Below are 26,002 nucleotides of genomic sequence, written 5' to 3'. Positions count from 1 at the left end.
ACTCCTGTCAATTAATCTGGCGCACGCTATCTCATTGTCCGCTGGGTGCAAGAGGCGTTGCAGCATCAGCGGTGATGGCTTATGTCAGCGCCATGTTGAAACCGATCCTGATCCACCCCGATCCCCGTTTGAAAAAGCTCTGCGACCCGGTTGCGGACATTAGCGATGAGCTGCGCACTTTGGCGGATGATATGCTGGAAACCATGTATGACGCGCCGGGCATTGGCTTGGCCGCGCCACAGATCGGTGTGTTGCAACGGTTGATCGTGATGGATTGCGTGAAAGACGGCGATCCTGAACCGGTGGTGATGTTTAATCCGGAAATCCTGGCCTCATCTGACGACACAAATGTCTATGAAGAAGGCTGCCTGTCGATCCCAGATCAATTCGCTGATGTGACCCGCCCGAAAGAAGTGCGTGTGGGTTGGATCGATGCGGATGGAAATCCGCAGGAAAAGGATTTCGACGGTCTCTGGGCGACCTGCGTGCAGCACGAAATCGATCACTTGAACGGCAAACTGTTCATTGATTACTTGGGTCCGATGAAGCGTCAGATGATGACACGAAAATCCGCCAAAATGAAACGCGAGCGCAACCGCGCATGACCGTTCGTCCGTGTTTGCCATGGCCTGATAAACGCCTGCGTGTGGCTGCCGAGCCCGTTGATGCGCTGACCGAGGAAGATCGCGAAACGTGGCAGGACCTTATCGATACGATGGAAGCCATGCCCGGCGTTGGCATGGGCGCAAACCAGATTGGTGTGTTGCGTCGGTTGATTGTCGTGGACGCCTCTAGCGAGCGCGGCCAAGCGGTTAAAATGGCCAACCCTGAGATCCTGCACAAATCAATTGAGCTGCGCGAATACGAAGAAGCCAGCCCAAACCTGCCTGGCGTTTCTGCGGTCATCAAACGTCCGCGCGCGGTGACCGTGCGCTATATGGATGAGAATGGTGAAATGGCGGAAAAGGACTTCGTTGGGCTTTGGGCCACGTCCGTCCAGCACCAGATCGATCACATCAATGGCAAACTTTACTTTGATCACCTCAGCCGCATGAAACGCGACATGCTGATCAAGAAGGCGAGGAAGTTGAAATGAAGGTTGTCTTCATGGGCACCCCGGATTTTTCCGTTCCGGTTCTCGACGCGCTGGTGGATGCGGGTCACGAGATCGCTGCGGTCTATTGTCAGCCACCACGCCCTGCGGGTCGCGGAAAAAAGCTGCGCCCAACACCAGTGCACGCGCGCGCGGAAGAACTTGGTTTTGAAGTCCGCCATCCGGTCTCTCTTAAGGGCGCGGACGAGCAAGACGCCTTTGCCGCCCTAAACGCAGATGTCGCCGTGGTTGTCGCTTACGGTTTGCTGTTGCCTCAAGCAATTTTGGATGCGCCAAGACACGGCTGTCTGAACATTCACGCAAGCCTCTTGCCCCGCTGGCGTGGGGCTGCACCCATTCACCGCGCAATTATGGCGGGCGATGCGGAAACCGGTGTTTGCATTATGCAGATGGAAGCGGGGCTGGACACAGGACCGGTCTTGCTGCGTCAAACCACATCTATTGGGGCCGAAGAAACAACCGCGCAGCTCCATGATCATCTCTCGCACATCGGCGCGTCAGCGATTGTGGATGCTTTGGCGGATCTGCCACAGCTGACCGCAGAGGTGCAGCCGGAAGAGGGCGTGACCTATGCGCATAAAATCGACAAAGCGGAAGCGCGGATCGATTGGACAAAGCCTGCGGTCGAGGTGGATCGCCAAATCCGAGGGCTGTCTCCATTCCCCGGCGCGTGGTGTGAGATTGACGGGCAGCGCGTAAAGCTTCTGGGGTCTCGGTTGGCAGAAGGCGCTGGGCAGCCGGGCGAAGTGTTGTCCGACGACCTGATCGTTGCTTGTGGAGAAGGCGCGGTGCAGCTTTCTCGTTTGCAGCGGGCTGGGAAGGGCGCGCAGGACGCAGACGTCTTCTTGCGCGGTCAGCCGATTGCCGTTGGCACGAAGCTAAGCTAATCAGTTTTTTGGCGGGCGCGCTTTGTAGACCGGCAAGCTCCATCCCCAGATCATGGATCCTGCACGCAGCACCCATGTTGCCCCGGCACAGATAAGCAAGACAGCGATGTCTGGCAGCGCGAGGAATGAGGCAATCACTGCGCTGGATGCGCCAGCAAAGGCCGCGGTCGCGTAGATCTCACCCTGTTTGAGTAAGAGTGGGACCTCGTTGCAAACCACATCGCGCATCAGGCCGCCGAAGCAGCCGGTGCAGATTCCCATCAACACAACAATCACTTCATTGTGGCCGAGTTCCATGGCCACCCCGACACCCGCCGTCACGGCAACGGCAAGTGCGATGCTGTCGAGCCAAAGAAGCAAGCGATAGCGGCTTTCCACCAAATGGGCGGTGAAGAAAACGACGAGCGCTGCAGCGCAGGCCAAAAGGATGTAGGCGGGCTGGCCCACCCAGAACACCGGATCACGTCCCAAAAGAAGGTCGCGCAACGTGCCCCCGCCAACAGCTGTGAGGCAGGCAATGAACGCGAAGCCGACGATATCAAGCTGTGCCCTGCTGGCGACCAAAGCCCCAGTCATCGCGAACACGATCACGGACGCGAAATCGAGCAGGGCGACCGCGGTCATTTTGCTTTGCTCGGCTTAAAAGGTTCCATACCAGCGCGGGCCAGCTCATCGGCCTTTTCGTTCTCTGGATGACCCGCATGACCTTTGACCCATTCCCAAGTCACGTCATGGCGGGCTTGGGCCTGATCAAGCCGTTGCCAAAGTTCGACGTTTTTCACGGGCTTTTTGGACGAGGTCCGCCATCCATTGCGTTTCCAACCATGGATCCATCCGGTCACGCCGTTCTTTACATAGGCACTGTCGGTCACAACGGTGATCGTGCTCGCGCGTTCGAGAGTTTCAAGCGCGGAAATGGCGGCCATCAACTCCATCTTGTTGTTGGTGGTCTCAGCTTCACCGCCATTGAGCTCACGCTCTTTCAGGATTGTGTCGCCATCCATAGCGCGGAGCAGAACTCCCCAGCCGCCGGGGCCTGGGTTGCCGGAACATGCTCCGTCGGTATAGGCGAATAGGTGCGGCATGGGCGGGTCCTTTAGATCGTTAGGCGTAAACTGGCGTCATAACGTCAGCTCCAGCGTGCCCGTCTTTTTCCCACATGGCCAATTCATTGCAACCCGGAAATGATCAAGCGCGCTCAAGCGCGAGGCGACCTGCAAGGGCCACAAAGATGGCAGCGAAACTGCGGCTGATCCAGCGCATCGCCCGATCAGATTCCAGTAACAGCGTGCGGGCCTGCGCAGCGAAATAGCCATAGATCAGGAACACTCCAAATGTCATGGCCATGAAAATCCCACCCAACAGGAACATCTCGGCCCGTGCTGTTTCTGGGCTGCCGCTCAGGAAAGGAGGCAAAAGGGCAAGGAAGAACACCGACAGCTTAGGGTTCAAAATGTTGATCAATGCGGCGCGCCGGCAAATGACCCACCCGCTGCCCGCTTTGGTTTCGGCGCGCACGGAGAGGGTGCCGCCCTCTTTCACCGCCTGCCAAGCGAGGTAGAGCAAGTACGCAATGCCTGCGAACTTCAATGTGTTGAACAACAGCGCGCTTGCATGCATGGCCGCGGCAAGCCCTAGAGCCGCCGCAGCGAGTGCGGGAACGATACCAACTGTGCATCCAAGGGCGGACCACGCCGCGGCGCGTTTGCCTTGGCCAAGACCCATGGCGACGGTGAAGACCACGCCGGTTCCTGGAGCGAGAACAACAAACAGTGCGGTCAAAAGAAATTGCAGAGAAATCATCGGGTCATATCCGTTGGGTTTGAAAAGTCAGATAAGCGTAACCCAGCGCGGACATTTTACCAAGAAAAGGCTGATGGTCTTAGTCCCGATAAAAAGAAAAAAGGCCGGAGCGTTTTGCACCGGCCTCTCAGCAGTTATTTACCTGCGGTGTAATCCATCTCTGGCTCACCAGGCATTGGGTCCCGTGGTGGGCGGCCAATGACGTCTTTTAGCCCTTCAAGCTCGATGAAATTATCGGCCTGACGACGAAGTTCGTCTGAAATCATCGGTGGTTGGCTTCGAATGGTGGACACCACAGAAACACGCACACCTTGCCTTTGCAGGCTTTCGACAAGCGGTCGGAAGTCTCCATCCCCAGAGAACAACACGATATGATCAACATGTGGCGCCAGCTCCATGGCGTTGACCGCAAGCTCGATATCCATGTTGCCTTTGACTTTGCGGCGGCCTTGGCTATCGGTGTATTCTTTTGCTGGTTTCGTCACCATGGTGAAGCCGTTGTAATGCAGCCAGTCAACCAATGGACGGATCGGCGAATATTCGTCGTTTTCCAACAATGCGGTGTAGTAAAAGGCGCGTAGCAGTTTGCCGCGGCGCATGAACTCGGTACGAAGGAGCTTGTAGTCGATGTCAAATCCGAGCGACTTTGCGGCCGCGTACAGATTCGAGCCATCAATGAACAGCGCAAGCCGTTCGTCTTTGTAAAACATCCAGTTTCCTTCCAGCAGAAAGCGCGCCAAAATGCCCGTGAGTATGAAAATGGTAAGCGCGCTTGAACAACAAAATTAAAGCAATACAGGCTTGCTGCAAGGGTAACGGTGGCTCAGAAGTGCTAACAATCCGTGATCTTTCGTATAGCGAAATTAAAAAATGAAACAATTCAGTGTTTTAGCCTTTGGCGGAAATGAACCATCGTCCATTGGGTCCGTGAATGAGACGTTAACATTCGCGCTTAAGTCATTGGCCGAAAGGGGGGTGATCATCCATAAGGAGAGTTCACGCTACGTCACTCCGGCCTTTCCCGCCGGCTCGGGGCCGGACTTTATCAATATGGTTGCCCTAACTGATTCGCTGTTTAAGCCATCAGAATTGCTAAAGATTCTGCATGATGTTGAGGAAATCTGTGGTCGTACAAGGCTGCGCCGCTGGGGGGCGCGGACGCTTGATATTGACTTGATCGACTGCGCGGGCTCGGTGTTGCCAAGCGAAGAAGTATACCTAAGGTGGCATCGGCTTCCTCTTGAAAGCCAGACCAAAGAGACGCCGAATGAGCTGATTCTTCCGCATCCGCGCACGCAAGACCGTGCGTTTGTTTTGGTGCCTTTGTGTGAGGTTTTCCCTGATTGGAAGCACCCGGTTTTAGGGCTTACAGCGGAAGAAATGCTCTCGAGGTTGCCTGAAAGCGAGAAAAACCAAGTATTGCGTGTCGAGGAACACTGACTCTTTGCTTGTATCCGCCTGCAATAGGGCCTAAATACTCAGCTTCTGACCCCTTCTTAGCATGGAGAGCCCTGAATGGCCCGCGTGACAGTCGAAGATTGCGTAGACAAGGTTCCGAACCGTTTTGAACTGGTGATGCTTGCTGCACACCGGGCGCGTGAAATTTCCGCCGGTTCTGCTATCACTGTAGAGCGTGACAACGACAAGAACCCTGTGGTGTCCTTGCGTGAGATCGCGGACGAGACACAGACTGCTGACGAACTGCGTGAGCGCCTGATCGAGAGCAACCAGCATCAGATCGAAGTGGACGAGCCTGAAGAAGACAGCATGGCGCTGCTGATGGGTGCGGAAACTGCCGACAAGCCTTCTGACGACGATATGTCCGAAGAAAAGCTTCTGCGCGCGCTGATGGAAGCTCAAGGCCAAGGCTAAATCCGGGTAACACCCTCGGGGATCGAGAAGGCACTGTATGATTCCGGCGGACGATCTGGTCGAACTGGTCAGGGCCTATAACCCCAAAACAAACGAAAAGCTGATCCGCGAGGCCTACGATTTTGGCCTTGCGATGCATGAAGGCCAGTACCGTCACTCGGGTGAGCCTTATTTTTCCCACCCCATCGAAGTCGCGGCGATCCTGACCGAACAGCAGCTAGATGATGCGACCATCATCACCGCTTTGTTGCATGACACGATCGAGGATACAAAAGCCTCATACCAAGAAGTTGCAAAACGTTTTGGTGAAGAAGTGGCGATGCTGGTGGACGGGGTCACCAAGCTGACCAATCTGCAGCTGAGTTCAACAGAGACCAAACAGGCAGAGAACTTCCGCAAACTGTTTATGGCGATGTCCAAGGATCTGCGTGTGATCCTTGTGAAGCTTGCAGACCGTTTGCACAATATGCGCACCATCCGTGCGATGCGCCCTCAGAAACAGGTCGTGAAAGCCCGCGAAACCATGGATATCTATGCGCCGCTTGCGGGGCGCATGGGGATGCAATGGATGCGCGAAGAACTTGAAGACCTCGCCTTTAAGGTTCTCAATCCAGAAGGCCGCGCCTCTATTATGCGCCGCTTCATCACGCTGCAAAAAGAAACAGGCGACGTCATCCAACGCATCACGGATGATATGGAGACTGAGTTTGAAAAAGCGGATGTCGATGCAGAGATCGTGGGTCGCGCCAAAAAACCCTATTCGATCTGGCGGAAAATGCAGGCCAAAGATCAAGGCTTCTCGCGTCTGTCAGATATCTACGGCTTCCGGATTATTACCGCGAACGAAATGGACTGCTACCGCGTGTTGGGGACAATCCACAGTCGTTGGCGCGCGGTGCCTGGGCGATTCAAAGACTATATCAGTCAGCCAAAATCAAACGGCTATCGCTCGATCCATACAACTGTATCTGGACGCGACGGGCGTCGTGTCGAGGTGCAAATCCGTACCCGTCAGATGCACCAGGTTGCTGAGACAGGGGTTGCGGCCCACTGGTCTTATCGGGACGGGGTGAAAGGCGAAAACCCGTTTGCTGTTGATCCGGCGGGTTGGATCCGCTCGCTGACAGAGCAATTTGACACTGAAGAAGATCACGAGGATTTCCTCGAGGCTGTTAAGCTCGAGATGTATCAGGACCAAGTGTTCTGCTTTACACCGAAGGGCGACGTTGTGAAGTTGCCGCGCGGTGCAACGCCAATTGATTTCGCCTATGCCATCCACACGCGCATCGGCAACGCCTGCGTTGGTGCGAAGGTCGACCACATGCGCGTGCCGCTTTGGACCCGTGTGAAGAACGGACAATCGGTCGAGATCATCACCGCTCATGGCCAGATGCCTCAGGCCACATGGCTTGAGATTGCTACGACTGGCAAAGCCAAGTCCGCCATCCGCCGCGCGTTGCGAGAGTTGGATCGCGAGCGTTTTGTGAAGCTTGGTTACGAGCTCGCTCGTGCCGCGTTTGAACATGTCGGCAAAAAGCCCACCGACAGAGTCTTGGATATGGCGGCAACGCAATTGCGGCTCGATGATCGCGATACATTGCTTGCGCGCCTGGGCAGTGCAGAGATTAACGCGACCCAAGTTGTCCAAGCGGTGTTCCCGGAATTGGCACCGGATGACAAAGAAGAAGTCACAGCAGAGCGCGCTGTGATTGGTCTTGAAGAAGGCCAAAGCTTCCAGCGTGCGCCGTGTTGCGACCCTTTGCCCGGCGAACGTATCGTGGGCATTACCCATCGTGGCAAAGGCGTTGTGGTTTGCACCATCGATTGCGAGACACTTACGCAATACGAGAACCAGCCAGAACGTTGGCTTGATCTGCGTTGGCAGGTCGGTAAACACAAAGCAATCCACGGTGCGACCCTTGATCTCACCATCAGCAATGACGCTGGTGTTTTGGGTAGAATCTGCTCACTGATTGGCGAACACAAAGCCAATATCGCGGACCTAGAATTCACCGAACGCAAGCCCGATTTCTTCCGTTTGTTAATCCACGTGGAGCTTCGGGATATCGAACACCTCCACTCGCTGATGCTTGCTTTGCAAGCGGAAGGTGAAGTCGCGGCGATCAAACGTCACAGAGACCCTAGCCGGGCGGCAGTTTTTGCCCCTAAGCAATAAGGAACGACCACATTGGTCTTTAAGCGCCGGGACAGACGAACCATCTTGCAACGGGCGTTGGATTTCCTTTGGCCCCGGGGCGGCTGGACCCGCGCGTTTCGCTATGTGCGTCATCGGCTCCATCGTTTGCCCGGCTCTCCAGAGCGCATTGGGCGTGGTATCTGGGCCGGCGTCTTCACCACGTTCACACCGTTCTTTGGCTTGCACTTCGTCGTCGCGGCGATTGTCGCGCGACTTGTACAGGGCAACATCCTTGCGGCCCTGATCGGCACGTTCTTTGGCAATCCTCTGACCTACGTGCCCATTGGTGTTATCTCTCTAAAAACCGGTCACTTCTTGCTTGGAACAGAGTTTGAGGAAGGCCAAGAAAAAGGTCTCATCGCGAAATTTACCGATGCAGGCTATGACTTGCTCCATAATTTCTGGGCCATTTTTACCGATGCCAGAGTGGACTGGCATGGGCTCGCGATTTTCTGGCGGGAAGTGTTCTATCCCTACCTAATTGGTGGCATCGTGCCCGGCATCGTTGCTGGCACAATTGCCTACTATCTCGCGGTCCCCGTCATCCGGGTCTATCAGAAGCGTCGCGCGAAACGCATTCAGGCGAAGTTTGAAGCGTTGAAAGAAAAGGCCCAGCAAGCAAGCGCGCAAGTGACAGGGCAACCCGTTCAAACCAAATCTGATGCGGATGACGCCTGAGAATCGGGTTTCTTCTTTTCAAATGACCTCCTAGGGTCAGCCCAACACTAATATCTGGAGAATGAAAATGCTGCGTTTGGGAGTGAATATCGACCATGTGGCGACAGTGCGTAACGCGCGCGGCGGGGCTTACCCCGATCCAACACGCGCAGCACTTTTGGCTGAGGCTGCGGGTGCTGACGGCATCACGGCGCACCTGCGCGAGGATCGTCGCCATATCATTGATTCCGATATCGAAAATCTGATGGAGTCTTTGGTGGTTCCTTTGAATTTCGAAATGGCCGCAACCGAAGAAATGCAGGCCATTGCGCTTCGCCATAAGCCTCATGCGGTCTGCATCGTTCCCGAAAAACGCGAGGAAAAGACCACCGAGGGTGGCCTTGACGTCGCCGCTGATGACAATCGCCTTGCGGACTTTATCGCGCCGCTGCGCGAAGCCGGTTGCCGCGTGTCTATGTTCATTGCCGCTGACCAAGCGCAGATCGAAGCGTCTCACCGGATTGGCGCGCCGGTCATAGAGCTCCACACCGGAGCCTATTGTGATTTCCACGCAGAAGGCCGGTTTGAAGAACGTGATGCAGAGCTGGCGCGACTGACTGAAATGGCCGCTTACGCCCATTCGCTTGGCTTAGAAGTTCATGCGGGCCATGGTCTGACCTATGACACCGTGCAGCCTATCGCGGCTTTGCCCTCCGTCATGGAGCTCAACATTGGTCACTTCCTTATGGGTGAGTCTATGTTTGTCGGCATGGAAGCAGCGATCAAAGAGATGCGCCGGCTGATGGATGAGGCGCGTCAAAGCTAAGCCGCCGAATGCGAGGTATCGTCATGTTAAGAACACTTCTCGTTACATTGTCTCTCGCGGGGCCGAGCTTTGCGCAGGACGTCGCTGAGTGTGATTGGCAGGCGCGTGCAGACGCCATTGCCGAGCCGTGGGAAGAGAACACACGCACTTTCGCCAATGGCGACGTGCGACTCGCACTGCTCGACACAATCGAACCAGCTGCTGCCGCTTACCATATCCTTGTTTTGTCGCCCCCTTACGACGAACTTGGCACACGCCAGTGTCGCACCGTTGGTCTGGACGGCGCGGGGTTTTCTGGTATCGGATTTGAAAGCTTGCTTGCGGATTATGACCCAGAGATCGGCCTTATCTTCGGACTTCGCGTACAGTACCTGGATGGCGCTACAAGCGACTTCGTCAAAGGCGATCTCGTTTTCACTCTGAACCAAGCCACTGGCGATATCGAGGCGTTCCTAGAATGATCTTAGGCATCGGCACAGATCTCGCCAATATCGAGCGCATCCAAGGCACGCTGGATCGTTTCGGCGACCGGTTCAAAAACCGTGTCTTCACAGAGATTGAGCAACGCAAAGCAGACCGGCGCAAAGATGTGGCCGGCACCTATGCCAAACGCTGGGCCGCCAAAGAAGCCTGTTCCAAAGCGCTGGGCACAGGCTTGGCCATGGGCATTTCATGGAAAGACATGCATGTGACGAACCTGCGCTCTGGTCAGCCGGTGATGGAGGTGACCGGTTGGGCCAAAGATCGATTGGACGAAATGACTCCAGCAGGCCACAAAGCCGTCATTCACGTGACTTTGACCGACGATCACCCATGGGCACAGGCCTTTGTGATCATCGAAGCCTTGCCAAATGCGCAATCCAATGGGGCTTCCGCTTGACTTCGACCCGCGTGAACCGCATGTAACCTCGGACCCCAATCTCGGCTTCAACTCGGAGAGACCAAATGGCATCAGACGCCAGCACGAAATCAGGCGGTGTGCTTGAGACCATCAAAACAGTCGTCTACGCGCTGCTGATCGCTGGGCTGTTTCGCTCGCTTTTGTTCCAGCCGTTTTGGATTCCGTCAGGCTCCATGAAAGACACGCTGCTGATCGGTGACTTTCTCTTCGTGAACAAATTCGCCTACGGCTACTCCTATGCGTCTTGCCCGTCGATCCCGGCAGTTGGCATTGATGCAAAGAAAATCTGTGCTGTGTTTGATGGGGAAAACAAACGTCTGTTTGGCTCCGAGCCAGAGCGCGGCGATGTTGTGGTGTTCCGTCATCCAGTCACGGGTGCTGATTTCATCAAGCGAGTTGTCGGTCTGCCCGGTGACAAAGTTCAAATGAAGAACGGCGTGCTGCATATCAATGGCACAGCTGTGAAATTGGAACATGGCGGTGTGTTCACCGAAACCATGGCGCCGCAAGGCCCACAAGGCGGTCTGCCACGCTGTGAAAACGGCCCGGTTGGTCAGGGTGGTCAATGTGAAAAGACCCGGTTGATTGAAACCCTGCCGGGCGGGGTAAGCCACTCGATCCTGAACATCGACAATTCCTTTGTTGATAATACGGGCGTGTTCTCTGTGCCGCAGGGCCATTACTTCTTTGTGGGTGATAACCGCGACAACTCCACCGACAGCCGCGTGACCCAAAGCCGCGGCGGCGTTGGCTTTGTTCCATATGAAAACCTGATTGGCCGCGCGGATCGTGTTATGTTCTCCTCAGCGGGGCGTTCCATGTTTGCGTTCTGGACCTGGCGCAGCGATAGATTTTTCAAGGCGATTGAGTGAAACTTTCTTCTGAACTGAAATCACTGCAAGATCGGCTGGGGCATCACTTTGATGCCCCCGAGCTTTTGGTGCGCGCTGTAACCCATTCTTCTATGTCGTCGCCCACGCGGCAGGACAACCAGAGGTTGGAGTTTTTGGGCGACCGGGTACTAGGTCTTGTGATGGCAGAAGCACTCTTATCCGCAGATAAGGGGGCCAGCGAAGGCCAGCTTGCGCCGCGCTTTAATGCACTGGTGCGTAAAGAAACTTGCGCCGATGTGGCCCGTGAAATTGACCTTGGTGCCGCTTTGAAACTGGGTCGCTCAGAAATGCTGTCCGGTGGGCGCCGCAAGCAAGCACTGCTCGGCGACGCGATGGAAGCGGTCATTGCAGCCGTCTATCAAGACGCGGGTTTTGAAACCGCCAAGGCGCTGATCGTGCGCCTTTGGGGGGATCGTATCCACCAGGTGGAAGCGGACGCGCGGGACGCAAAAACCTCTTTGCAAGAATGGGCGCAGGCGCGCCGTCTTGCACCCCCGAAATATGAATTGATGGATCGTTCAGGCCCCGACCATGCACCGGTCTTCACCATTAAGGCCATCCTTGAAAACGGCGCATCTGAAACCGCGACAGCAGGTTCCAAACGCCAGGCCGAACAAGCCGCCGCCAAGGCGCTTTTGATAAGATTGGAGAGCGCATGACCCGCGCAGGATTTGTGGCTCTGATCGGCGAGCCAAACGCCGGTAAATCAACCCTCACCAACCGGATGGTTGGGGCGAAGGTGTCGATTGTGACGCATAAGGTGCAGACCACCCGCGCCCGCATTCGTGGTGTGGCCATCGAAGGTGACAGCCAGATTGTCTTCGTGGACACGCCGGGTCTTTTCCGCCCGCGTCGACGCCTCGACCGCGCCATGGTGGCTGCCGCTTGGGGCGGTGCTGCGGATGCGGATGTGATTGTGTTGATGGTCGAAGCTCATCGCGGCATCACCGAAGGGGTGGAACGCATTCTGGAAGGTCTGGAAGAGATCGGGCAGGGCCGCAAAGTGGCCTTGGCGATCAACAAGATCGACATGGTGAAGTCTGAAAAGCTCTTGGGTTTGGCCGAAGATCTGAACAGCCGCTACAAATTTGTCGAAACCTTCATGATTTCTGCGGAAAAAGGCCATGGGGCCGAAGACCTGCGCGCATGGCTCGCCAAAGAGCTGCCCGAAGGTCCGTGGCTCTATCCAGAAGATCAAATCGCTGATCTGCCCATGCGCATGATCGCCGCCGAAATGACGCGGGAAAAACTCACCCTGCGTCTGCATCAAGAGCTGCCTTACCAGCTCACCGTGGAAACGGAAAAATGGGAAGAACGTAAAGATGGCTCTGCCCGTGTGGATCAAATGATCTACGTGATGCGCGACGGCCATAAAGGCATCGTCTTGGGCAAGAAGGGGGAGACCATCAAAGCGGTGTCCAAAGCGGCACGCGAAGAGCTGACCGAGTTCTTGGGCCGCAAAGTGCACCTCTTCCTGCAAGTGAAAGTGCGCCCGAACTGGCTGGAAGAGTCCGAGCGTTACTCCGAGATGGGCCTTGATTTCAAAGACGGCAACACATGACGCGGCTCACGGCGGAATTCTGGGTGCAGGCCTACCTGACCCGCCTGCGCCTCTATGAAATCCCCGCCTTTGTTGTGGCCCATGGCGACAACACGGCTGGGGCCGTTCTGATCAAACTCAACACGCTTGACGGTCAGGCCGTGGCCTACCAGCGCTCTTTTGACCTCATGAGCGGTGAACGCACATGGGTGGTGCTGTCTGAAGGTCAAGAACAAGACGTCGATGCCGCCCTTACCAAGCAGCGCAGTTTTGATCCGGATCTCTGGGTCGTGGAGGTCGAAGACCGCCAAGGCCGCCACTTGCTCGACGAGCCGGGTCTGAAAGACTGACCTTCAGCTTCTTCTTTGCCAAAATACTCAATTGCGACACCTGCCCCAAACCCCATAGGGTGCGGTCATGGAATGGCGCGACCAAGGCATAATCCTTTCTGCACGCAAACACGGAGAGAACTCCGTGATCCTCGAGGTGTTCACCCCCGAGCATGGCCGCCATGCTGGGGTCGTCCGCGGGGGCACCAGTCGGAAAATGACGCCAATTCTGCAGCCCGGTGGCCAGGTGGATGTGACTTGGAAAGCAAGGCTTGAAGAACATATTGGAAGCTTCACGGTCGAGCCGCTGCGCAGCCGTGCCATGGCGCTTTCTGATCGCTTTGCACTGGCGGGTTTGAATGCGGTGACGTCCTTGCTGAGCTTTTCCTTGCCAGAGCGTGAGGCGCATCTCTCAATCTACGAAATCACCGCGCCATTGTTGGATCTGTTGGGGCAAAACGACATCTGGCCGCTTGCTTATTTGCGCTGGGAAATGGCCTTGCTTGATGATCTGGGCTTTGGTCTCGACCTCACCAGCTGCGCGGTGACCGGACGAAGCGAGGGTCTTGAATTTGTTTCCCCCAAATCCGGCCGCGCTGTGACCCGCGAAGGGGCCGGGGAGTGGGTGGATCGCATGTTGCCGTTGCCCGGCGTAATGATCGGGCAGGGGGCTGATGACGATGCTTCCATTATCGAAGCATTGCGGGTGACGGGCTATTTCTTAGAAGAAAAACTCGCCCCAAGCCTTGGCAACCGACCGCTGCCGGAAGCGCGGGCGCGGTTTTTAGATCTGCTCAGCCGCCGGAGCGGGTGAAAGTCATCGAGTTTCCAGAGTCATTACTCAGCACCAAGACATCACCGGAAACCTCGACCAATGTCATTGCGCCAAGGGCCGCAAAGTAGGCTTGCTCAAGTTTCAGATCGGCACAGGCCCGTTTGGTTGCGCGAATGGGCCCAAGCTCTAGCCATGGATAGGGTGCGGATTGCGACGTGCCGTAGCCGTTGCACGGTGCATTGCCAGACACTTTGCCATCTTCCTCAAAGACAATCGTGACTCGGGATGGGAACGCTTCGTCATCGATGGCCGACAGGGTCCAGGACCCAGCGGCGCCATAACCGGTCAGGGTTTCATCGGGCCCGCATGCGGCGAGTAGCAAAAGAAAAGCAAGTGCTCTCATGTGTCTTCATATAGGGCGAGCACCAAGTCGACCAAAGTCCCAAGGGCTTGGGTATTGTCCTCACCGTCACGGGTCGAGAGCTCCTGCATGCCAAGTAATGCGCCGTAGATGATGCGGGACAGCTCTGGATTAGTAAGGCCGATCTCGCCCAAGAGTTCGTTGAGATAGGCCATGCGCTTCGCGTCAATCCGATCCATCGCCTCTGTAACAGCGTCGTTTTCCCGCGCCCAAGCACGGATGGCAGGTTCTGCGCCGATGCCGCCAAACTCTTCTGGTGCTCCCTGAGTTGCTAAGTCGCTGAGCGCGCGCAGGCGCTTCACAGGATTATCGACCACCGATATTGCAGCAACGATATCGGAATAGGCGCGCTCTTCCCAAAGCGCGAGCATCGCCGATTGAAACTCGGGTACGTCTTTGAAATGCCAATAGAAAGAGCCCTTTGTGGTCTCTAGTCGCCGCGCAAGCGGCTCCGCCTTAAGGGCGACTGGACCCAGCTCGGTCAGTGCTTTGAAGCCCGCCGCCAGCCAGAGTTCCCGTGATAGTCGATTCTTTGCCATGCATTAGGCCTAAGTGTCGTTGTGGATCAGGGCAAGTGTTGATAAACATACGCCAGCGTATGGAGTCAGGGGCGCATCATGAATAAGTGGAACTTAGGGGCATCCGTGCTCATGGCTTTAACTTTCTGTTTGCACGTTTTCGGAGGTGGGCCGGAGATTCACGAGCCCATTCAGGCAAGCGCTTTATCCGATTATTTACGCGCGATGAGTGCGGTTTTATGGCACGCTGTCACGGTCGTCCTGGCCGTTTTTGCAATCGCATACTTGTGGCTGGCCAAACACGAAAACACAGCAATGTCTTTGCAGATGTCGGCAATCCAACTGGGCTTTGCAGCACTATTTCTGTGGTACGGTGAAACGCTGCTTGGCACGGTTTGGCCGATGCCGCAGTGGATTATTTTCATCGTAATCCCAGCGGTTTCCTTGTTTGGACTACCGCAGCGACGTCGTCAGGTCGCTTGAAGACCGTCGCTAAATAAAGAAGGCGTGCACCGATTGGTACACGCCTTCATCAAACATTTTCTCGAGACTTAGCCAAGCAACCGACGTGCAATCACTTGCGCTTGAATTTCCGCGGCCCCTTCGAAGATGTTCAGGATACGCGCATCACACAGGATGCGGCTGATTTCGTATTCCAGCGCGAAGCCGTTGCCGCCATGGACTTGCAAACCGTTGTCCGCAGCGGCCCAAGCAACCCGTGCCCCCAAGAGCTTCGCCATACCTGCTTCCAAGTCGCAGCGTTTGTCGTGATCTTTCTGCCATGCAGAGAAGTATGTCAGCTGACGCGCCACCATGATTTCCACGGCCATCATGGCGAGCTTGCCTGAAACGCGTGGGAACTCGATGAGCGACTTGCCGAACTGCTTACGGTCGATCGCGTATTGCATGGATACGTCCAGCGCCGCCTGCGCCACACCGACAGCGCGCGCAGCTGTTTGGATACGTGCGCTTTCAAACGTCTGCATCAGCTGTTTGAAGCCATTGTTTTCTTCGCCGCCAAGAAGGTTCTCTTCTTTCACTTTGAAGGCGTCAAAGCTGAGCTCGTATTCCTTCATGCCGCGATAGCCGAGCACTTCGATTTCGGTGCCGGTCATGCCCTCAGATGGGAATGGCGCATCAACGGTTCCCGGCTCTTTCTCGGCAATAAACATCGACAGGCCCTTGTGGTTGTCGGTGTTTGGATCGGTCCGTGCGAGCAATGTCATGATGTGGCTGCGGGAGGCGTGGGTGATCCAGGTTTTGTTGCCGGTCACTTCATACCCGTCTTCGGTTTTCACCGCACGGGTGCGCAAGGAGCCAAGGTCAGAACCGGTGTTTGGCTCTGTGAAGACCGCTGTGGAAAGGATCTCGCCACTGGCCAATTTGGGCAGCCATTTCTGTTTCTGCTCTTCGGTGCCACCACAGAGGATCAGCTCGCAGGCGATTTCCGGACGTGTGCCGAGGGAGCCCACACCGATATAACCGCGAGACAGTTCCTCTGTGACAACAACCATTGAAGCTTTGCTCAGACCAAAGCCGCCATATTCTTCTGGCAGCGTCAGACCAAAGACGCCCATTTCCGCGAGGTCTTCGATGACCTCCATCGGGATGAGATCGTCTTTGAGGTGCCATTCATGAGCGTGAGGGATCACTTTGTCGACCGCGTAGCGACGGAACTGCTCGCGGATCATTTCCAGCTCTTCATCAAGACCTGAAGCGCCGACGGTGATGTTCGCGGCTTGCTCTTGCATCAGCTCAACAAGACGGGTGCGTGCCGCTTGGGTGTTGCCGTTTTCGCAAAGGGTCATGACGGCGGGTTCCATCAGAACGCGCATATCGTCCTGAGAAAGACCGATGTCTTGCAGGCGTATGATTTCGCCCTGGCTCATTGGGATGCCGCCATAGATCTGCCAGAGGTATTCGCCAAAAGCGATCTGGTGGATCAATTGTTCGACTTCGCCAAATTTGCCTTCGCCAGACAATTTGTCGGCCCAGGCCTGCATTTGCTTCAGCGCTTCATCATAGGTTGCGAGCCAAGACAATGCATGTGCAGCAACTTGGTTTTCTTCGATCTTGGCACCAGAAATGCGGCCAGAGTCAGTGGTCATGTCGCGCAGCTTGGCCGTGGCTTTTTCAACGATAGCGCCCACTGGTGCGAGTGATGCCTGCGTTAAACCGAGAAGATCTGGTAGAATGGCTGAGTTGGTCATCGAAAGGTCCTGTCCGTCATGGGCCATGAATCACGTCCTTGTTTTGCTGCACTGTGACATAATCCTTTTGCAGTCGCAGCGCAACAAAAATACAAATTTGTGACGTTAGGTGTTTCTAAAATTTCGCGATGGATTTGTTGGCGCTTTGCGCTAAGCGTTTTTCCCGCGCAAGCGAATGAAGCGAAACACCAACATCAAGACCAGCATCAAGACAAACAGTCCCAGCACATCGCCAATAAAGAATGCGAAGTAGTCTAGCGGTGGGCTGCCAAAGGCCAAGTTTGTAAGGACCCCAGTTACAATTGCGGCAAGGATGCCCGCGCCCATGACGCAAACCCAACACGGCTCCGTCTGAGCGCCAGAGCGAATGTCGCAAAAGGCACGTGCTACGAATTCAAAAACCAAGGGCGCGGCGAGGACTGAGATGGCGATGCCTGACAGGCGACTTGGCAGGAACACATTGCTGCCGCCCAGATAAGCATAGGTGATGAAAACGCCGGGCAACAAGGCGATCACAGATCGCCAGCCGAGCAGCCAAGCGGTCAGCACCCTAACACCATGGGGCAAGAACATTAGGCTCGCGCTGCTGTAAAAATCTGCAAAAAACAGATTTTGAACCGGCATAAGCGCTTCAAACGTAAGAAAAAAAGCGAAGAGATACACCGTTGATGCCGCGAGCGTTTCAACGGCCCAGCTTTTCAACTCCAAAATGTGTCCCCTTGCGTTTGGTCAATTTAGACCTGTGGTGAGTGCACCATATAAACGCCGCGGCGGGATGTCGAGCTTTGTGATAGGTATCCCTTGTTTACCAAGGATTTGAGAGCCCTAAAGAAGGTCGGACGAGAGACGTTAGACATCAAACTATGGGATAAAAGGCCGGTTGTGCGTACACCGTGTGGCTGGTTGGAGAGTTCCGTCGCAGCGTAATAAATGTCGCGCTCAACAGGACTTAGCTCTTCTAGTCCCATGGCACGTTCCATGCCAAGAAGTAGTCTTCGTAGTTCAGCAAGTTTGGAAATGTCAGTCATCGTTACCTATACCTCATTATGAGACTTATAGGCCCATGACGTGAAAAAATCATCAACTTTTTAAGCAGAAGTGTAAATTTTTGGCATAGCTTTTGAGGGCTGTGTCTAGCCAAGAATCAACGAGAGTATGTGCTACGTGCTTGGACTTTCGCTGGGATTCGCGACAAGATCACAGACCTCAGCACTTAAGGCTCAATTAAGATTAACAACTTCTTCACGGTTTCCACCTTTGTTACACCAAAAGGAAGGAAGCATCGTGCGCAAGCCAACCAAAAAAGTTGTGGCAAAGTTGGCAAAGCACTCAATCCCGATTGTTGACTATCGCAATTCGGTTTTTGTGTTGTCGCATATGCGCAGCATGTCTACAGCGCTGACCAATGTGCTTAGTTCCCATGAGCGGATTTCTGGATATGGCGAGACGCATGTCAGCTATTCTAGTCCCCATAGTGTCGGTCAGCTGGCGGTCAATTTGATGCTTCGGCGCGCTTGGACACCCACCTGCCGATTTTTATTAGACAAAATTTTGCACAACGAATTGGACGCTTTTCCAGATGCGGGCTTTTACGATGCGCGCGCGGTATTCTTGGTGCGGTCACCAGCGCCTGCCATCGCGTCAGTCGTAAATTTAGCTCAACGAGCACAAGGCTTGTCCCTCGAAACCCACGAAGAAGCCGCCGTTTACTATCGAGATCGTTTAAGACAGTTAAGACGTCATTGGCGGTCCTTCACGCCAGCGCGGCGCTTTGGTTTGACATCAGAAGATCTAGTGACCAACCCGAACAATGCCCTTGCCCGCATTGGAGACTATCTGGGGCTCGTTCCGCCTCTTAGAAATGCGTATCGCAGCCATCCCGCGTCGCGAATTGCCGGAGGGGGGGATCCACTTCGAAGCGGTGCATTAAAGGCGATTGAGCCGCGTAGTTCAGCTATGGATCTTTCGCCAGTTGCAGGAGTTCCCGAGCATCTTTCGGACGAATGCATCACAATTTTTCAAAACCTTAAGAATGAATTTTCAGAAAAATCCTTAGAGCCTGTCGCGAGAGTTAACCATATTTAAAGCCCCCTTTTGAATTCTAGCTGGGAATTCGCCTGAAGGATCTGAAAAGACTATGTTGCTTTCAAAAACATCTTGGTTGCAGTTCGCTGTCTTGCTGTTTGGCTGGGGTCTGATGGACTCAAATGCTCAGGCCGCTGAACGCGCCTTGGGTTTGTACCGTCTGACGGCCGGCGACGTGATTTCTATCGCCCATTCCGGTTTGGACGACGCGATTGAGGCTCGGGTGGACATCGATGGGCATGTGCGGTTGGTTGACTTTGGTGTGATTGCCGTGCGGGGTCTCACACTCTCAGCAGCAGAGACTGCAATTGCGGATGCGATTGAAAGCGCGGGATATTTTGTAGAACCTCGCGTCGATATCGCTTTGATCGACTATGCTCCGATTGTGGTTGCCGGTGATGTGGCAGAGCCTGGGCGCATCGACTTTATTCCCGGAATGTCCATCGAGACCGCAATTGCGATCGCTGGCGGCACACGCACATTTGGGCGGTTACAGTCAGAAATGTCACATCTGCGTTCGGGCCTAGAGGGAACAGCCCGCCAGCGGCAGTTCGACATTGTGTCGCAAAAAGTGGAAATCGCGCGCCTTAAAGCCACGCTGGCAGAAAGTCTTACGCTGGGCCTTTCTGACGAGACGAGCAAGGCGATCGATGGCTTGCCCGAGATAGCCGACCTCGCGAAAGATACGCAACGGTTGTTGAATGCAGATCTGCGGCGTGCCGATGTTTTAATTGCAAACTGGGATCAGGAGATTTCCGCGATCGAAACACAACGCGCGATCTATGCGGATCGGTTGAAAGTGCGCGAGGAAGTCGCTGCATTTGCGCGGTCGGAGCTCGCAATCGCCAAGGATTTGCAAGAAAAGGGTCTGCAAACATCGGCGCGGCTTCTCTCGGTCGAACTGCGAGAGGCGAATGCCCGATCCGATGTGCTAGAGTTGCGGACGGCCCAAGTGGTGGCGGCAACGGCGCAGGCCCAGGCAGAGCGGGAACGGGAAAATTTTCTGACCCAAAGAGAAACGCGTTTGTTGAAAGAGTTGAACGCAGCAAAAGAACAACTGGCGAAAGACGTGGTGGATCTTGCGCGGATCAACGAGCAGCTCGCGCACCTGGATGATCCCATTCTGTCGGCATCGTTTTCCGACCCGACATTCGACATCGTGTTGCGCCTAAATCGCCAAAGTCGAGAGCTGAAGGAAGCGAGTTTGGCGACTGCGGTTATGCCGGGTGATATTGTGTTTATCGAACTGCAGCCCATTGCGTCGGAATAGAGCACATGGCGTATGACTTTCAGAACGACTCCAATTTGACGCAAATGCGTGTCGCTTTGATACATTATTGGCTTGTGGGGATGCGTGGGGGCGAAAAGGTTCTAGAATCTTTGTGCCGCATGTTTCCACAAGCAGACATCTACACACATGTCATTGACCCGAAACGCATTTCATCGGACCTTAATCGGCACCCTATCTATCAGACTCGGGTTGGGCGGCTGCCGTTTGCACGACGGCTATATCAAAAATATCTACCCTTCATGCCGCGTGCTTTGGAAGAGCTGGATCTGTCGCAATATGATCTTGTGATCTCATCTGAAGCGGGGCCCGCGAAAGGGGTGATCGTTCCGCCAGATGCGGCACATCTTTGCTACTGCCATTCGCCGATGCGGTACATCTGGGACCAATACCCGGTTTATAACGCCAATGCTGGTTTTTTGGCGCGTCGCATGTTGCCCCACGTGGCGCACCATATGCGGCAATGGGATGTTAGTTCGGCCTCTCGCGTTGACCGTTTTGTCGCAAATTCGAAGATCGTTTCAGGCCGCATCAAAAAATACTGGCGGCGCGGAAGCAGTATTGTCCACCCACCTGTTGAGGTACAGAAATTTGCACCCTCCGATAATCTGGGTGACTTCTATCTATGGGTGGGAAATCTTGCCCCCTACAAGCGCCCGGACCTCGCTATTGATGCATTCAAACGTCTTGACCGTCCGCTGGTTGTTATCGGAGGGCCAGACAAGACGGCAGCGCGGTTGGCCAAATCTGCGGGCGTTAAAACGACCTTCCTGGGTGAAGCGAAAGAAGACGTCGTGCGTCAGCACATGGCGCGCTGTAAGGCATTGATTTTCCCGGGGGAAGAGGATTTTGGGATTGTTCCAGTAGAAGTCATGGCGTCTGGACGGCCCGTGATCGCATTTGGTCGAGGAGGGGCTTTGGATAGTGTCTTGGATCAAAGGACTGGGCTCTTTTTTTATGATCAATCGGTGCAAGGTCTGATAGACGCAGTAGAACGTTTTGAAAGTTCTCATTTGATGGAAAGCGCGCGGGAGGCTTGTGTGTCGCGAGCCCAGGCGTTTTCTGAACCCTCTTTTCACAAAGGCATTCGCGCCAATTTAGCCGAGTTGGTTTAGTATTCTCCAGTCAACTTGCCCCTGTTGCACAGGCAAAGGCCCCTAAACTAACGGATGTTAAACGCCAATCAGCAACCTTTTGTTCAACCAGACAAGAGGTTCGTGATGCATACTCAGATCTTCGATTTTAATAATCCCAATCGCAGCCCCACCATTTCTTGCGCAGCCGGTGAGACGCTCGAGTTGAAATTCGTTAACCCACCGCCTGATGGAGAACGCGTTTTCACTGTTGGGATGGACACCCAATCGGCCGCATTGGTGGAGGAGGTGGGGTTTGACCGTGTTCTTCTTGACCCGAGTACATTGTCCAGCATTCCGGAGGGGCGCATTTGCAAATACAACCTGTGGCAACGCCGCGGAGGGACTTTGGATTTGGTGGCTGAGGGGCGGCTGATTTTGCGCGGCTCAGTCGCGCCCGAAGAGGTTTCGACCCAACTTATCGCAAATGCAAACTCGCCGCGTCTTTTGGTTGATGGTGATAGCGTTATGCAAAACATTCCCGGTACGCGCGTTTTCTTGGAACAGATGCTGGGCCACAAATTTCGGTTTCCGGAAGGTTATCTTGGAGCGGTGGGCGGCCATTCAGCTCAAGACATTTATCACAGCGCGCCGGATCTTTTGGCCCGCATTGACCCTGGCAAGACTGTGGTGTTGGTCGGTCCCGTGGGCGCAAATCAGACCGCCGCAGACGATGGGTTTGATGAAATTACAACCTACTTAAATGCCCTATATGCGGGTTACCTGTCGGCAGGCGCGATGGTTGTCGCCGTGCCAACTTTGCTGGATGGCATGGGGGTGACGACACAAGACGAAAAGAAATCCGCCCTGGCAGAGTGGGTTTCGGCCTTTGGCTCGGGCGGTTCTGTGTTTTATGATGGGCGCGAATACGTCCTGCCGAAACACGATAATTTCTTCGCTGTTGATGTGTCAGGCTTTGATCGCGATTCCATGAAATCCGATGTGTCCCATCCCAATTCTGCCGGTTCGAAATATCTTGCGGAGGCAATATCTGACACTGTCATGCCCTTGGTTGATGGCGCGGTTTATGACGCCGTCGAAAGCGTTAACTTGATCGAAGTAGGTGCTGATTTCGAGGGACAGCGAGGCGTGACACAGACCGGTGTGACGGGCCAAATTCCAAGCGATTGGGACGTCAACCGCAATGAAGGGAGCGCTGACTGGGTTTGTGGTTTTGACGAAAACGGCGATTTCGAAGTTTCGATCCAAGCGGCCGCGAGTGACAGCACTCTTGTTCTGACAATGCGGGATGTCGAGCTCGATGCGCAGGCCGGAGATGTGGTGAACTTCGTCGTTGAATCAGAGCTTGTCGAAAGCGGTGGTCTGAAAAGCATCGGTGTTTCCGGGCAGGGTACCAGCGTCATGACCTTAGATCCCACTTGGGCCGCCGCGCCTGGGACCTATCATTTGCGTACACGTGATGACGCGTATGACACGGCGCAAGCGGTGCAGGACTTTCAGATCTTTGTACGCGTGGCGGAAGGCGCGACCGTCACAGTGGTGTTCAAACGGGCGGCGGCGTTTTTTGTCGAGTCTGACGGTGCGGTGACACCCTCTGTTAGCCCTTCGACGTTCAGCGGCTGGAATACAGCAATCAACACTGTTGCGCCGGAGGAACTGGCCTATAGCAACGACAACCGCATGGTCACAGCGACACCCGCAATTGCGGGGCTGCGTCATACACGGGGTGCTGATCTGCTGGTGGGTCGCGTCTATTTTGAATGCGCACTGGGCGCAGATGTTCTGGGGGTCGGAATTGGGACTGATGCGGTCACAGCTCTGAGCGGAGGCAGCTTCGGTGTCGAGCGTTGTTTTTGGAGCGGGAGCGTTGTTTTCTTTAGTGGCGGTAATCGCGGCATGGGTGTGTCGCTCGATCAAGGTGATGTGGTGCAAGTCGCTGTTGATGTGGACCTTGACCTGATTTGGATGCGTGTAAATGGAACTGGGGCGTGGAACAACGATGTAAGCGCTGATCCTGTGATGGGCACCGGTGGGCTATCGATTTCTGGTCTGGCTGGCGACTTGTACAGCTATGCGGGTTTGAACGCTGTTTCTGGGGCAGCGGTCACATTGAACGGGTCACTTGCGCAGATGGCTTATGTCGTTCCGACAGGGTTTACGCCAATCGGATGATCCTTTTCTGCGGGGTCCTGGCAAGTCAGACCGCTCATGCCGTGATCCTTAGATTTGTTTGGAATTTGTTAAGCATAACGAGGGCAGACTAACTTCTGTCGTTGCGGCGCTCAGAGACCTTTTTGAACCCAATGGGCCTTGTTATGCAATTTCTCGCTTCGACACCGGTCGCGGCGGTGTTGTTTCTTTTAATGATTTACCTTGGCCCGCATCGCGGGCTTTGGGTGATGTTTATGACGTTGCCCTTCGGAGCCGCTGCAGCCCTGCAGGTGCCAGGTTTCGGCAATGTCATGATGACCGACGCCTGCCTTGTCGCGCTATGGCTTTCTATGTTCGGCAGGGTCAGGACTGCCGAGCTGGTGAGCCAGTTGGTGCCGGGGCATCCCGGTTTCGCACTCTTCGCATTGTTGATTTGGACGACATTGAGCGCTGGATTTAACCCGACTCTTTACGCGCATGGGACAGAGGTTTTTGCCGTGGTTCAAGGCGAGCGCGGTGCGTTGATAGACACCGTGCCGCTGCGGCCCAGCGGTTCAAATGTTGGGCAATTGCTTCGTATGGTTCTGGGTGTCACCGCGTTTGTGGCCGTCTCTGCGATCACCACATCAGCAGGCGCATGGCGTTTGGTTTGGCGTGCCATGTCTGTCGCAACCATTGCTCATATCAGCGTGTCGTTGCTGGACTGGTTTGGGCATGCGCTGGGCTTTCAGGATTTACTGTCGCCGTTCAGATCCGTGTCGCAAGCGGTGCTTTCGGACCAGAATTTTCCCGGTCTGAGGCGGATCATTGGAGGATATACGGAACCGGCAAGCTTTGGGTTGTTTACCATGGGGCTTGTGGGGTTCTGGATGCGCGCGGCGATCAGCAAATGCTGCAGCCGGCATGCTTGGATTTATTTAAGTGTGTTGGTGATCTTGGCACTCCGGTCCACCTCGTCGGCCACGATCCTCAACCTCATTTTGGTTTCCACGCTGTTTTTGCTGTTCAACCATTCCGCCATATTCGCGCGCAGAAGCCGTGTTGTCATATGCATGAGCTTCTTTGCGGCGCTGCCCACGGCCTATGCAATAGTGTCGCTGTATTTAGGTTACTCGCCCATGGGGTCTGATCTGATGGACGCGATGATCTGGGATAAAGCGCGTTCGTCATCTGGTGAGGAAAGGGCGCTTTGGAATGATCAGGCCGTGCGCAACTTCTTCGACACAGGTGGGTTGGGCGCGGGAATTGGTAGCGCCCGAAGCTCTGGATGGGCCTTCGCTGTTTTGTCCAACATAGGCCTGCCGGGATTGCTGCTTTTTGGTTGGTTTTTAAGTGCCCTGTTTTGCACAGTATCTGGTGCCGAAGGGGGCACGCGCTCCAGCGAGATCGCTGCGAGTTGCAGATGGGGATGTTTGGCTTTGCTGCTGCAGTCTTGCCTGACCCGGCCTTATCCGGACCTCGGTGTGTTTTTCTTTGCGATGGCAGGGATTGCGGTTGGGCTGTCTCAAAAGCGTAACCGAAATGCGGAGAGGGCATTATTACGCAGACCACGGGTCTTGATCTAAGATGGGGGCCGCGCATGACAGAAAACGCGATGCCAGCGTCGACGTCGCGCGGGGCATCGCCATGGTGCTTGTCGTCTTTGGGCATGCATTGATCGGCGTTGGTGCGGTTGAGGGAGAACCAAGGTTCGGCCGGTTTCTATTGGTGCTGATTTATTCCAGCCATATGCCGCTTTTTTTTGTCATCTCTGGTGTTTTGTCACGCGGATCGGCGCATTTGACCGCCAGTGAATTGTTGCCGCGGCTCATCCGCCGCATTCTTTGGCCTTACATTCTGTGGGGCGTGGTCATTTTGGCCGTGCATTATTCAATGAGCGGTTACACGAATACGCGGGTCGAGAGTTTTCGACCTTGGAGTATTCTATGGAAACCCCCAGCCGTGATGTGGTTTCTCTATGTGTTGTTCTTCGCGCAGGTCTTTGCTTGGATCGTGTCGAGATTGCCGTACCTTTGGCGCGTTGCTGCAGGACTGATCTTTCTAATCGGGCCATATTTTATGCCGGATGCATTCTTAAATGCGCGCTTTATTGGGCTGTTTTTGTTGGCCCGGTTTCTACACTGTGAACTGGACTGCCGTAAGGTTCAGAGACTTTGGGTTTTGGCAGCGCTGATTGTTTTCATTTTGAGCGGCCCTTTGATTTGGACGCGGGCCTCTGATCCCTTGTCCGGCTACCCGGCGGGGACTTTGGAATTCATACCGATGCTGTTCGCAGGGCCGGTTTTGATCTTTGCATTGGCGCAGAGATTTGTAGTGATGTCGGTCTTGGAAACGATAGGCCGGAACAGTATGGCGATCTTTGTGACCCATATTTTTTTTACGGCGGGCACGCGTATGGTTTTGACTGCTCATGGTGTCGATAGCCAAGCGCTTTTGGTGGT

31 protein-coding genes are annotated in these 26,002 nt (G+C 54.9%); 22 read left to right on the top strand and 9 right to left on the bottom strand.

Annotated features, from left to right (window positions below; genetic code table 11):
- Positions 1-92 precede the first annotated feature (92 nt).
- From def (TA5113_RS03465) to fmt, 3 genes are read left to right on the top strand one after another with little or no spacing between them, the layout of a single operon-like run.
- Positions 93-605, top strand: a complete 513-nt coding sequence (gene def, locus TA5113_RS03465) for a peptide deformylase (RefSeq protein ID WP_058316330.1) — start codon at positions 93-95, stop codon at positions 603-605.
- A complete protein-coding gene (gene def, locus TA5113_RS03460; RefSeq protein WP_058316220.1) occupies positions 602-1,096 on the top strand; it encodes a peptide deformylase in 495 nt (164 codons plus the stop codon). The genes def (TA5113_RS03465) and def (TA5113_RS03460) overlap by 4 nt, the downstream gene beginning before the upstream one ends.
- The gene (gene fmt / locus TA5113_RS03455; protein WP_058316221.1) at positions 1,093-2,001 is read left to right on the top strand and encodes a methionyl-tRNA formyltransferase; all 909 of its coding nucleotides are present in this window, start codon (positions 1,093-1,095) and stop codon (positions 1,999-2,001) included. The genes def (TA5113_RS03460) and fmt overlap by 4 nt, the downstream gene beginning before the upstream one ends.
- Here fmt and TA5113_RS03450 read toward each other — a convergent pair whose 3' ends face one another.
- From TA5113_RS03450 to TA5113_RS03435, 4 genes are all read right to left on the bottom strand, one after another.
- Complete coding sequence (locus TA5113_RS03450) at positions 2,002-2,625, bottom strand: trimeric intracellular cation channel family protein (protein WP_058316222.1); 624 nt, start codon at positions 2,623-2,625, stop codon at positions 2,002-2,004. It lies immediately after the preceding gene.
- Positions 2,622-3,086, bottom strand: coding sequence for a ribonuclease HI (gene rnhA, locus TA5113_RS03445; RefSeq protein WP_058316223.1), 465 nt, complete (start codon positions 3,084-3,086; stop codon positions 2,622-2,624). Before rnhA ends, TA5113_RS03450 begins: the two co-directional genes overlap by 4 nt.
- Positions 3,087-3,189: 103 nt before the next feature.
- Entirely contained in the window at positions 3,190-3,804 is a 615-nt protein-coding gene (locus TA5113_RS03440; RefSeq protein ID WP_058316224.1) for a LysE family translocator, read from the bottom strand.
- A gap of 134 nt (positions 3,805-3,938) precedes the next feature.
- Positions 3,939-4,514, bottom strand: coding sequence for a LabA-like NYN domain-containing protein (locus tag TA5113_RS03435; RefSeq protein ID WP_058316331.1), 576 nt, complete (start codon positions 4,512-4,514; stop codon positions 3,939-3,941).
- A 160-nt stretch (positions 4,515-4,674) separates the two neighbouring features.
- On the opposite strand from TA5113_RS03435, the gene folK reads away from it, so the two are divergent.
- From folK to recO, 12 genes are all read left to right on the top strand, one after another.
- A complete protein-coding gene (gene folK, locus TA5113_RS03430; protein WP_058316225.1) occupies positions 4,675-5,244 on the top strand; it encodes a 2-amino-4-hydroxy-6-hydroxymethyldihydropteridine diphosphokinase in 570 nt (189 codons plus the stop codon).
- A gap of 75 nt (positions 5,245-5,319) precedes the next feature.
- On the top strand, positions 5,320-5,676 hold the full coding sequence (gene rpoZ, locus TA5113_RS03425) for a DNA-directed RNA polymerase subunit omega (RefSeq protein WP_058316226.1): 357 nt from the start codon (positions 5,320-5,322) through the stop codon (positions 5,674-5,676).
- A gap of 37 nt (positions 5,677-5,713) precedes the next feature.
- Complete coding sequence (locus tag TA5113_RS03420; protein ID WP_058316227.1) at positions 5,714-7,852, top strand: RelA/SpoT family protein; 2,139 nt, start codon at positions 5,714-5,716, stop codon at positions 7,850-7,852.
- A 12-nt stretch (positions 7,853-7,864) separates the two neighbouring features.
- Positions 7,865-8,551 (top strand): DUF2062 domain-containing protein, encoded by a 687-nt coding sequence (locus tag TA5113_RS03415; protein ID WP_058316228.1) that lies wholly within the window; start codon positions 7,865-7,867, stop codon positions 8,549-8,551.
- A gap of 61 nt (positions 8,552-8,612) precedes the next feature.
- A complete protein-coding gene (locus TA5113_RS03410) occupies positions 8,613-9,356 on the top strand; it encodes a pyridoxine 5'-phosphate synthase (RefSeq protein ID WP_058316229.1) in 744 nt (247 codons plus the stop codon).
- A 23-nt stretch (positions 9,357-9,379) separates the two neighbouring features.
- Entirely contained in the window at positions 9,380-9,817 is a 438-nt protein-coding gene (locus TA5113_RS03405; protein ID WP_106387497.1) for a hypothetical protein, read from the top strand.
- On the top strand, positions 9,814-10,236 hold the full coding sequence (acpS, locus tag TA5113_RS03400) for a holo-ACP synthase (protein WP_058316231.1): 423 nt from the start codon (positions 9,814-9,816) through the stop codon (positions 10,234-10,236). Before TA5113_RS03405 ends, acpS begins: the two co-directional genes overlap by 4 nt.
- A 65-nt stretch (positions 10,237-10,301) precedes the next feature.
- Positions 10,302-11,129: a signal peptidase I gene (gene lepB / locus TA5113_RS03395; RefSeq protein WP_058316232.1), complete on the top strand. Its 828-nt coding sequence runs from the start codon at positions 10,302-10,304 to the stop codon at positions 11,127-11,129.
- Entirely contained in the window at positions 11,126-11,809 is a 684-nt protein-coding gene (gene rnc / locus TA5113_RS03390; RefSeq protein ID WP_058316233.1) for a ribonuclease III, read from the top strand. Before lepB ends, rnc begins: the two co-directional genes overlap by 4 nt.
- Entirely contained in the window at positions 11,806-12,711 is a 906-nt protein-coding gene (gene era, locus TA5113_RS03385) for a GTPase Era (protein ID WP_058316234.1), read from the top strand. Before rnc ends, era begins: the two co-directional genes overlap by 4 nt.
- Positions 12,708-13,040: a DUF1491 family protein gene (locus TA5113_RS03380; protein WP_058316235.1), complete on the top strand. Its 333-nt coding sequence runs from the start codon at positions 12,708-12,710 to the stop codon at positions 13,038-13,040. The genes era and TA5113_RS03380 overlap by 4 nt, the downstream gene beginning before the upstream one ends.
- 67 nt (positions 13,041-13,107) lie before the next feature.
- On the top strand, positions 13,108-13,833 hold the full coding sequence (gene recO, locus TA5113_RS03375) for a DNA repair protein RecO (RefSeq protein ID WP_058316236.1): 726 nt from the start codon (positions 13,108-13,110) through the stop codon (positions 13,831-13,833).
- On the opposite strand, the gene TA5113_RS03370 is transcribed toward recO, so the two are convergent.
- The gene (locus tag TA5113_RS03370) at positions 13,814-14,197 is read right to left on the bottom strand and encodes an META domain-containing protein (protein WP_058316237.1); all 384 of its coding nucleotides are present in this window, start codon (positions 14,195-14,197) and stop codon (positions 13,814-13,816) included. The genes recO and TA5113_RS03370 overlap by 20 nt on opposite strands.
- Complete coding sequence (locus TA5113_RS03365) at positions 14,194-14,754, bottom strand: TetR/AcrR family transcriptional regulator (RefSeq protein ID WP_058316238.1); 561 nt, start codon at positions 14,752-14,754, stop codon at positions 14,194-14,196. The genes TA5113_RS03370 and TA5113_RS03365 overlap by 4 nt, the downstream gene beginning before the upstream one ends.
- Before the next feature lie 78 nt (positions 14,755-14,832).
- On the opposite strand from TA5113_RS03365, the gene TA5113_RS03360 reads away from it, so the two are divergent.
- Positions 14,833-15,216 (top strand): hypothetical protein, encoded by a 384-nt coding sequence (locus tag TA5113_RS03360; RefSeq protein WP_058316613.1) that lies wholly within the window; start codon positions 14,833-14,835, stop codon positions 15,214-15,216.
- 68 nt (positions 15,217-15,284) lie between these two features.
- On the opposite strand, the gene TA5113_RS03355 is transcribed toward TA5113_RS03360, so the two are convergent.
- The 3 genes from TA5113_RS03355 to TA5113_RS16605 form a co-directional block, all read right to left on the bottom strand.
- Positions 15,285-16,970, bottom strand: coding sequence for an acyl-CoA dehydrogenase family protein (locus tag TA5113_RS03355; RefSeq protein WP_058316240.1), 1,686 nt, complete (start codon positions 16,968-16,970; stop codon positions 15,285-15,287).
- Between the two features lie 123 nt (positions 16,971-17,093).
- On the bottom strand, positions 17,094-17,651 hold the full coding sequence (locus tag TA5113_RS03350; protein WP_245627194.1) for a hypothetical protein: 558 nt from the start codon (positions 17,649-17,651) through the stop codon (positions 17,094-17,096).
- A 26-nt stretch (positions 17,652-17,677) separates the two neighbouring features.
- Positions 17,678-17,971, bottom strand: a complete 294-nt coding sequence (locus TA5113_RS16605) for a hypothetical protein (RefSeq protein ID WP_082625951.1) — start codon at positions 17,969-17,971, stop codon at positions 17,678-17,680.
- Between the two features lie 256 nt (positions 17,972-18,227).
- On the opposite strand from TA5113_RS16605, the gene TA5113_RS03345 reads away from it, so the two are divergent.
- The 6 genes from TA5113_RS03345 to TA5113_RS03320 all read left to right on the top strand — a co-directional run.
- Entirely contained in the window at positions 18,228-19,028 is an 801-nt protein-coding gene (locus TA5113_RS03345) for a sulfotransferase family protein (protein ID WP_058316241.1), read from the top strand.
- Positions 19,029-19,080: 52 nt separating this feature from the next.
- Entirely contained in the window at positions 19,081-20,298 is a 1,218-nt protein-coding gene (locus TA5113_RS03340; protein ID WP_058316242.1) for a polysaccharide biosynthesis/export family protein, read from the top strand.
- A 5-nt stretch (positions 20,299-20,303) separates the two neighbouring features.
- Complete coding sequence (locus TA5113_RS03335) at positions 20,304-21,431, top strand: glycosyltransferase (RefSeq protein ID WP_058316243.1); 1,128 nt, start codon at positions 20,304-20,306, stop codon at positions 21,429-21,431.
- Positions 21,432-21,536: 105 nt separating this feature from the next.
- Complete coding sequence (locus TA5113_RS03330) at positions 21,537-23,582, top strand: SGNH/GDSL hydrolase family protein (RefSeq protein ID WP_058316244.1); 2,046 nt, start codon at positions 21,537-21,539, stop codon at positions 23,580-23,582.
- Between the two features lie 143 nt (positions 23,583-23,725).
- Positions 23,726-25,126, top strand: coding sequence for a hypothetical protein (locus TA5113_RS03325; RefSeq protein WP_131726438.1), 1,401 nt, complete (start codon positions 23,726-23,728; stop codon positions 25,124-25,126).
- 61 nt (positions 25,127-25,187) lie between these two features.
- Positions 25,188-26,002: acyltransferase family protein (locus tag TA5113_RS03320; protein WP_165589376.1), on the top strand; the 815-nt coding region annotated here is incomplete at its 3' end.

It is taken from the genome of Cognatishimia activa (genome assembly GCF_001458335.1).
Classification (GTDB): domain Bacteria; phylum Pseudomonadota; class Alphaproteobacteria; order Rhodobacterales; family Rhodobacteraceae; genus Cognatishimia; species Cognatishimia activa.
This window is presented reverse-complemented; position numbering and strand designations above follow the sequence as displayed.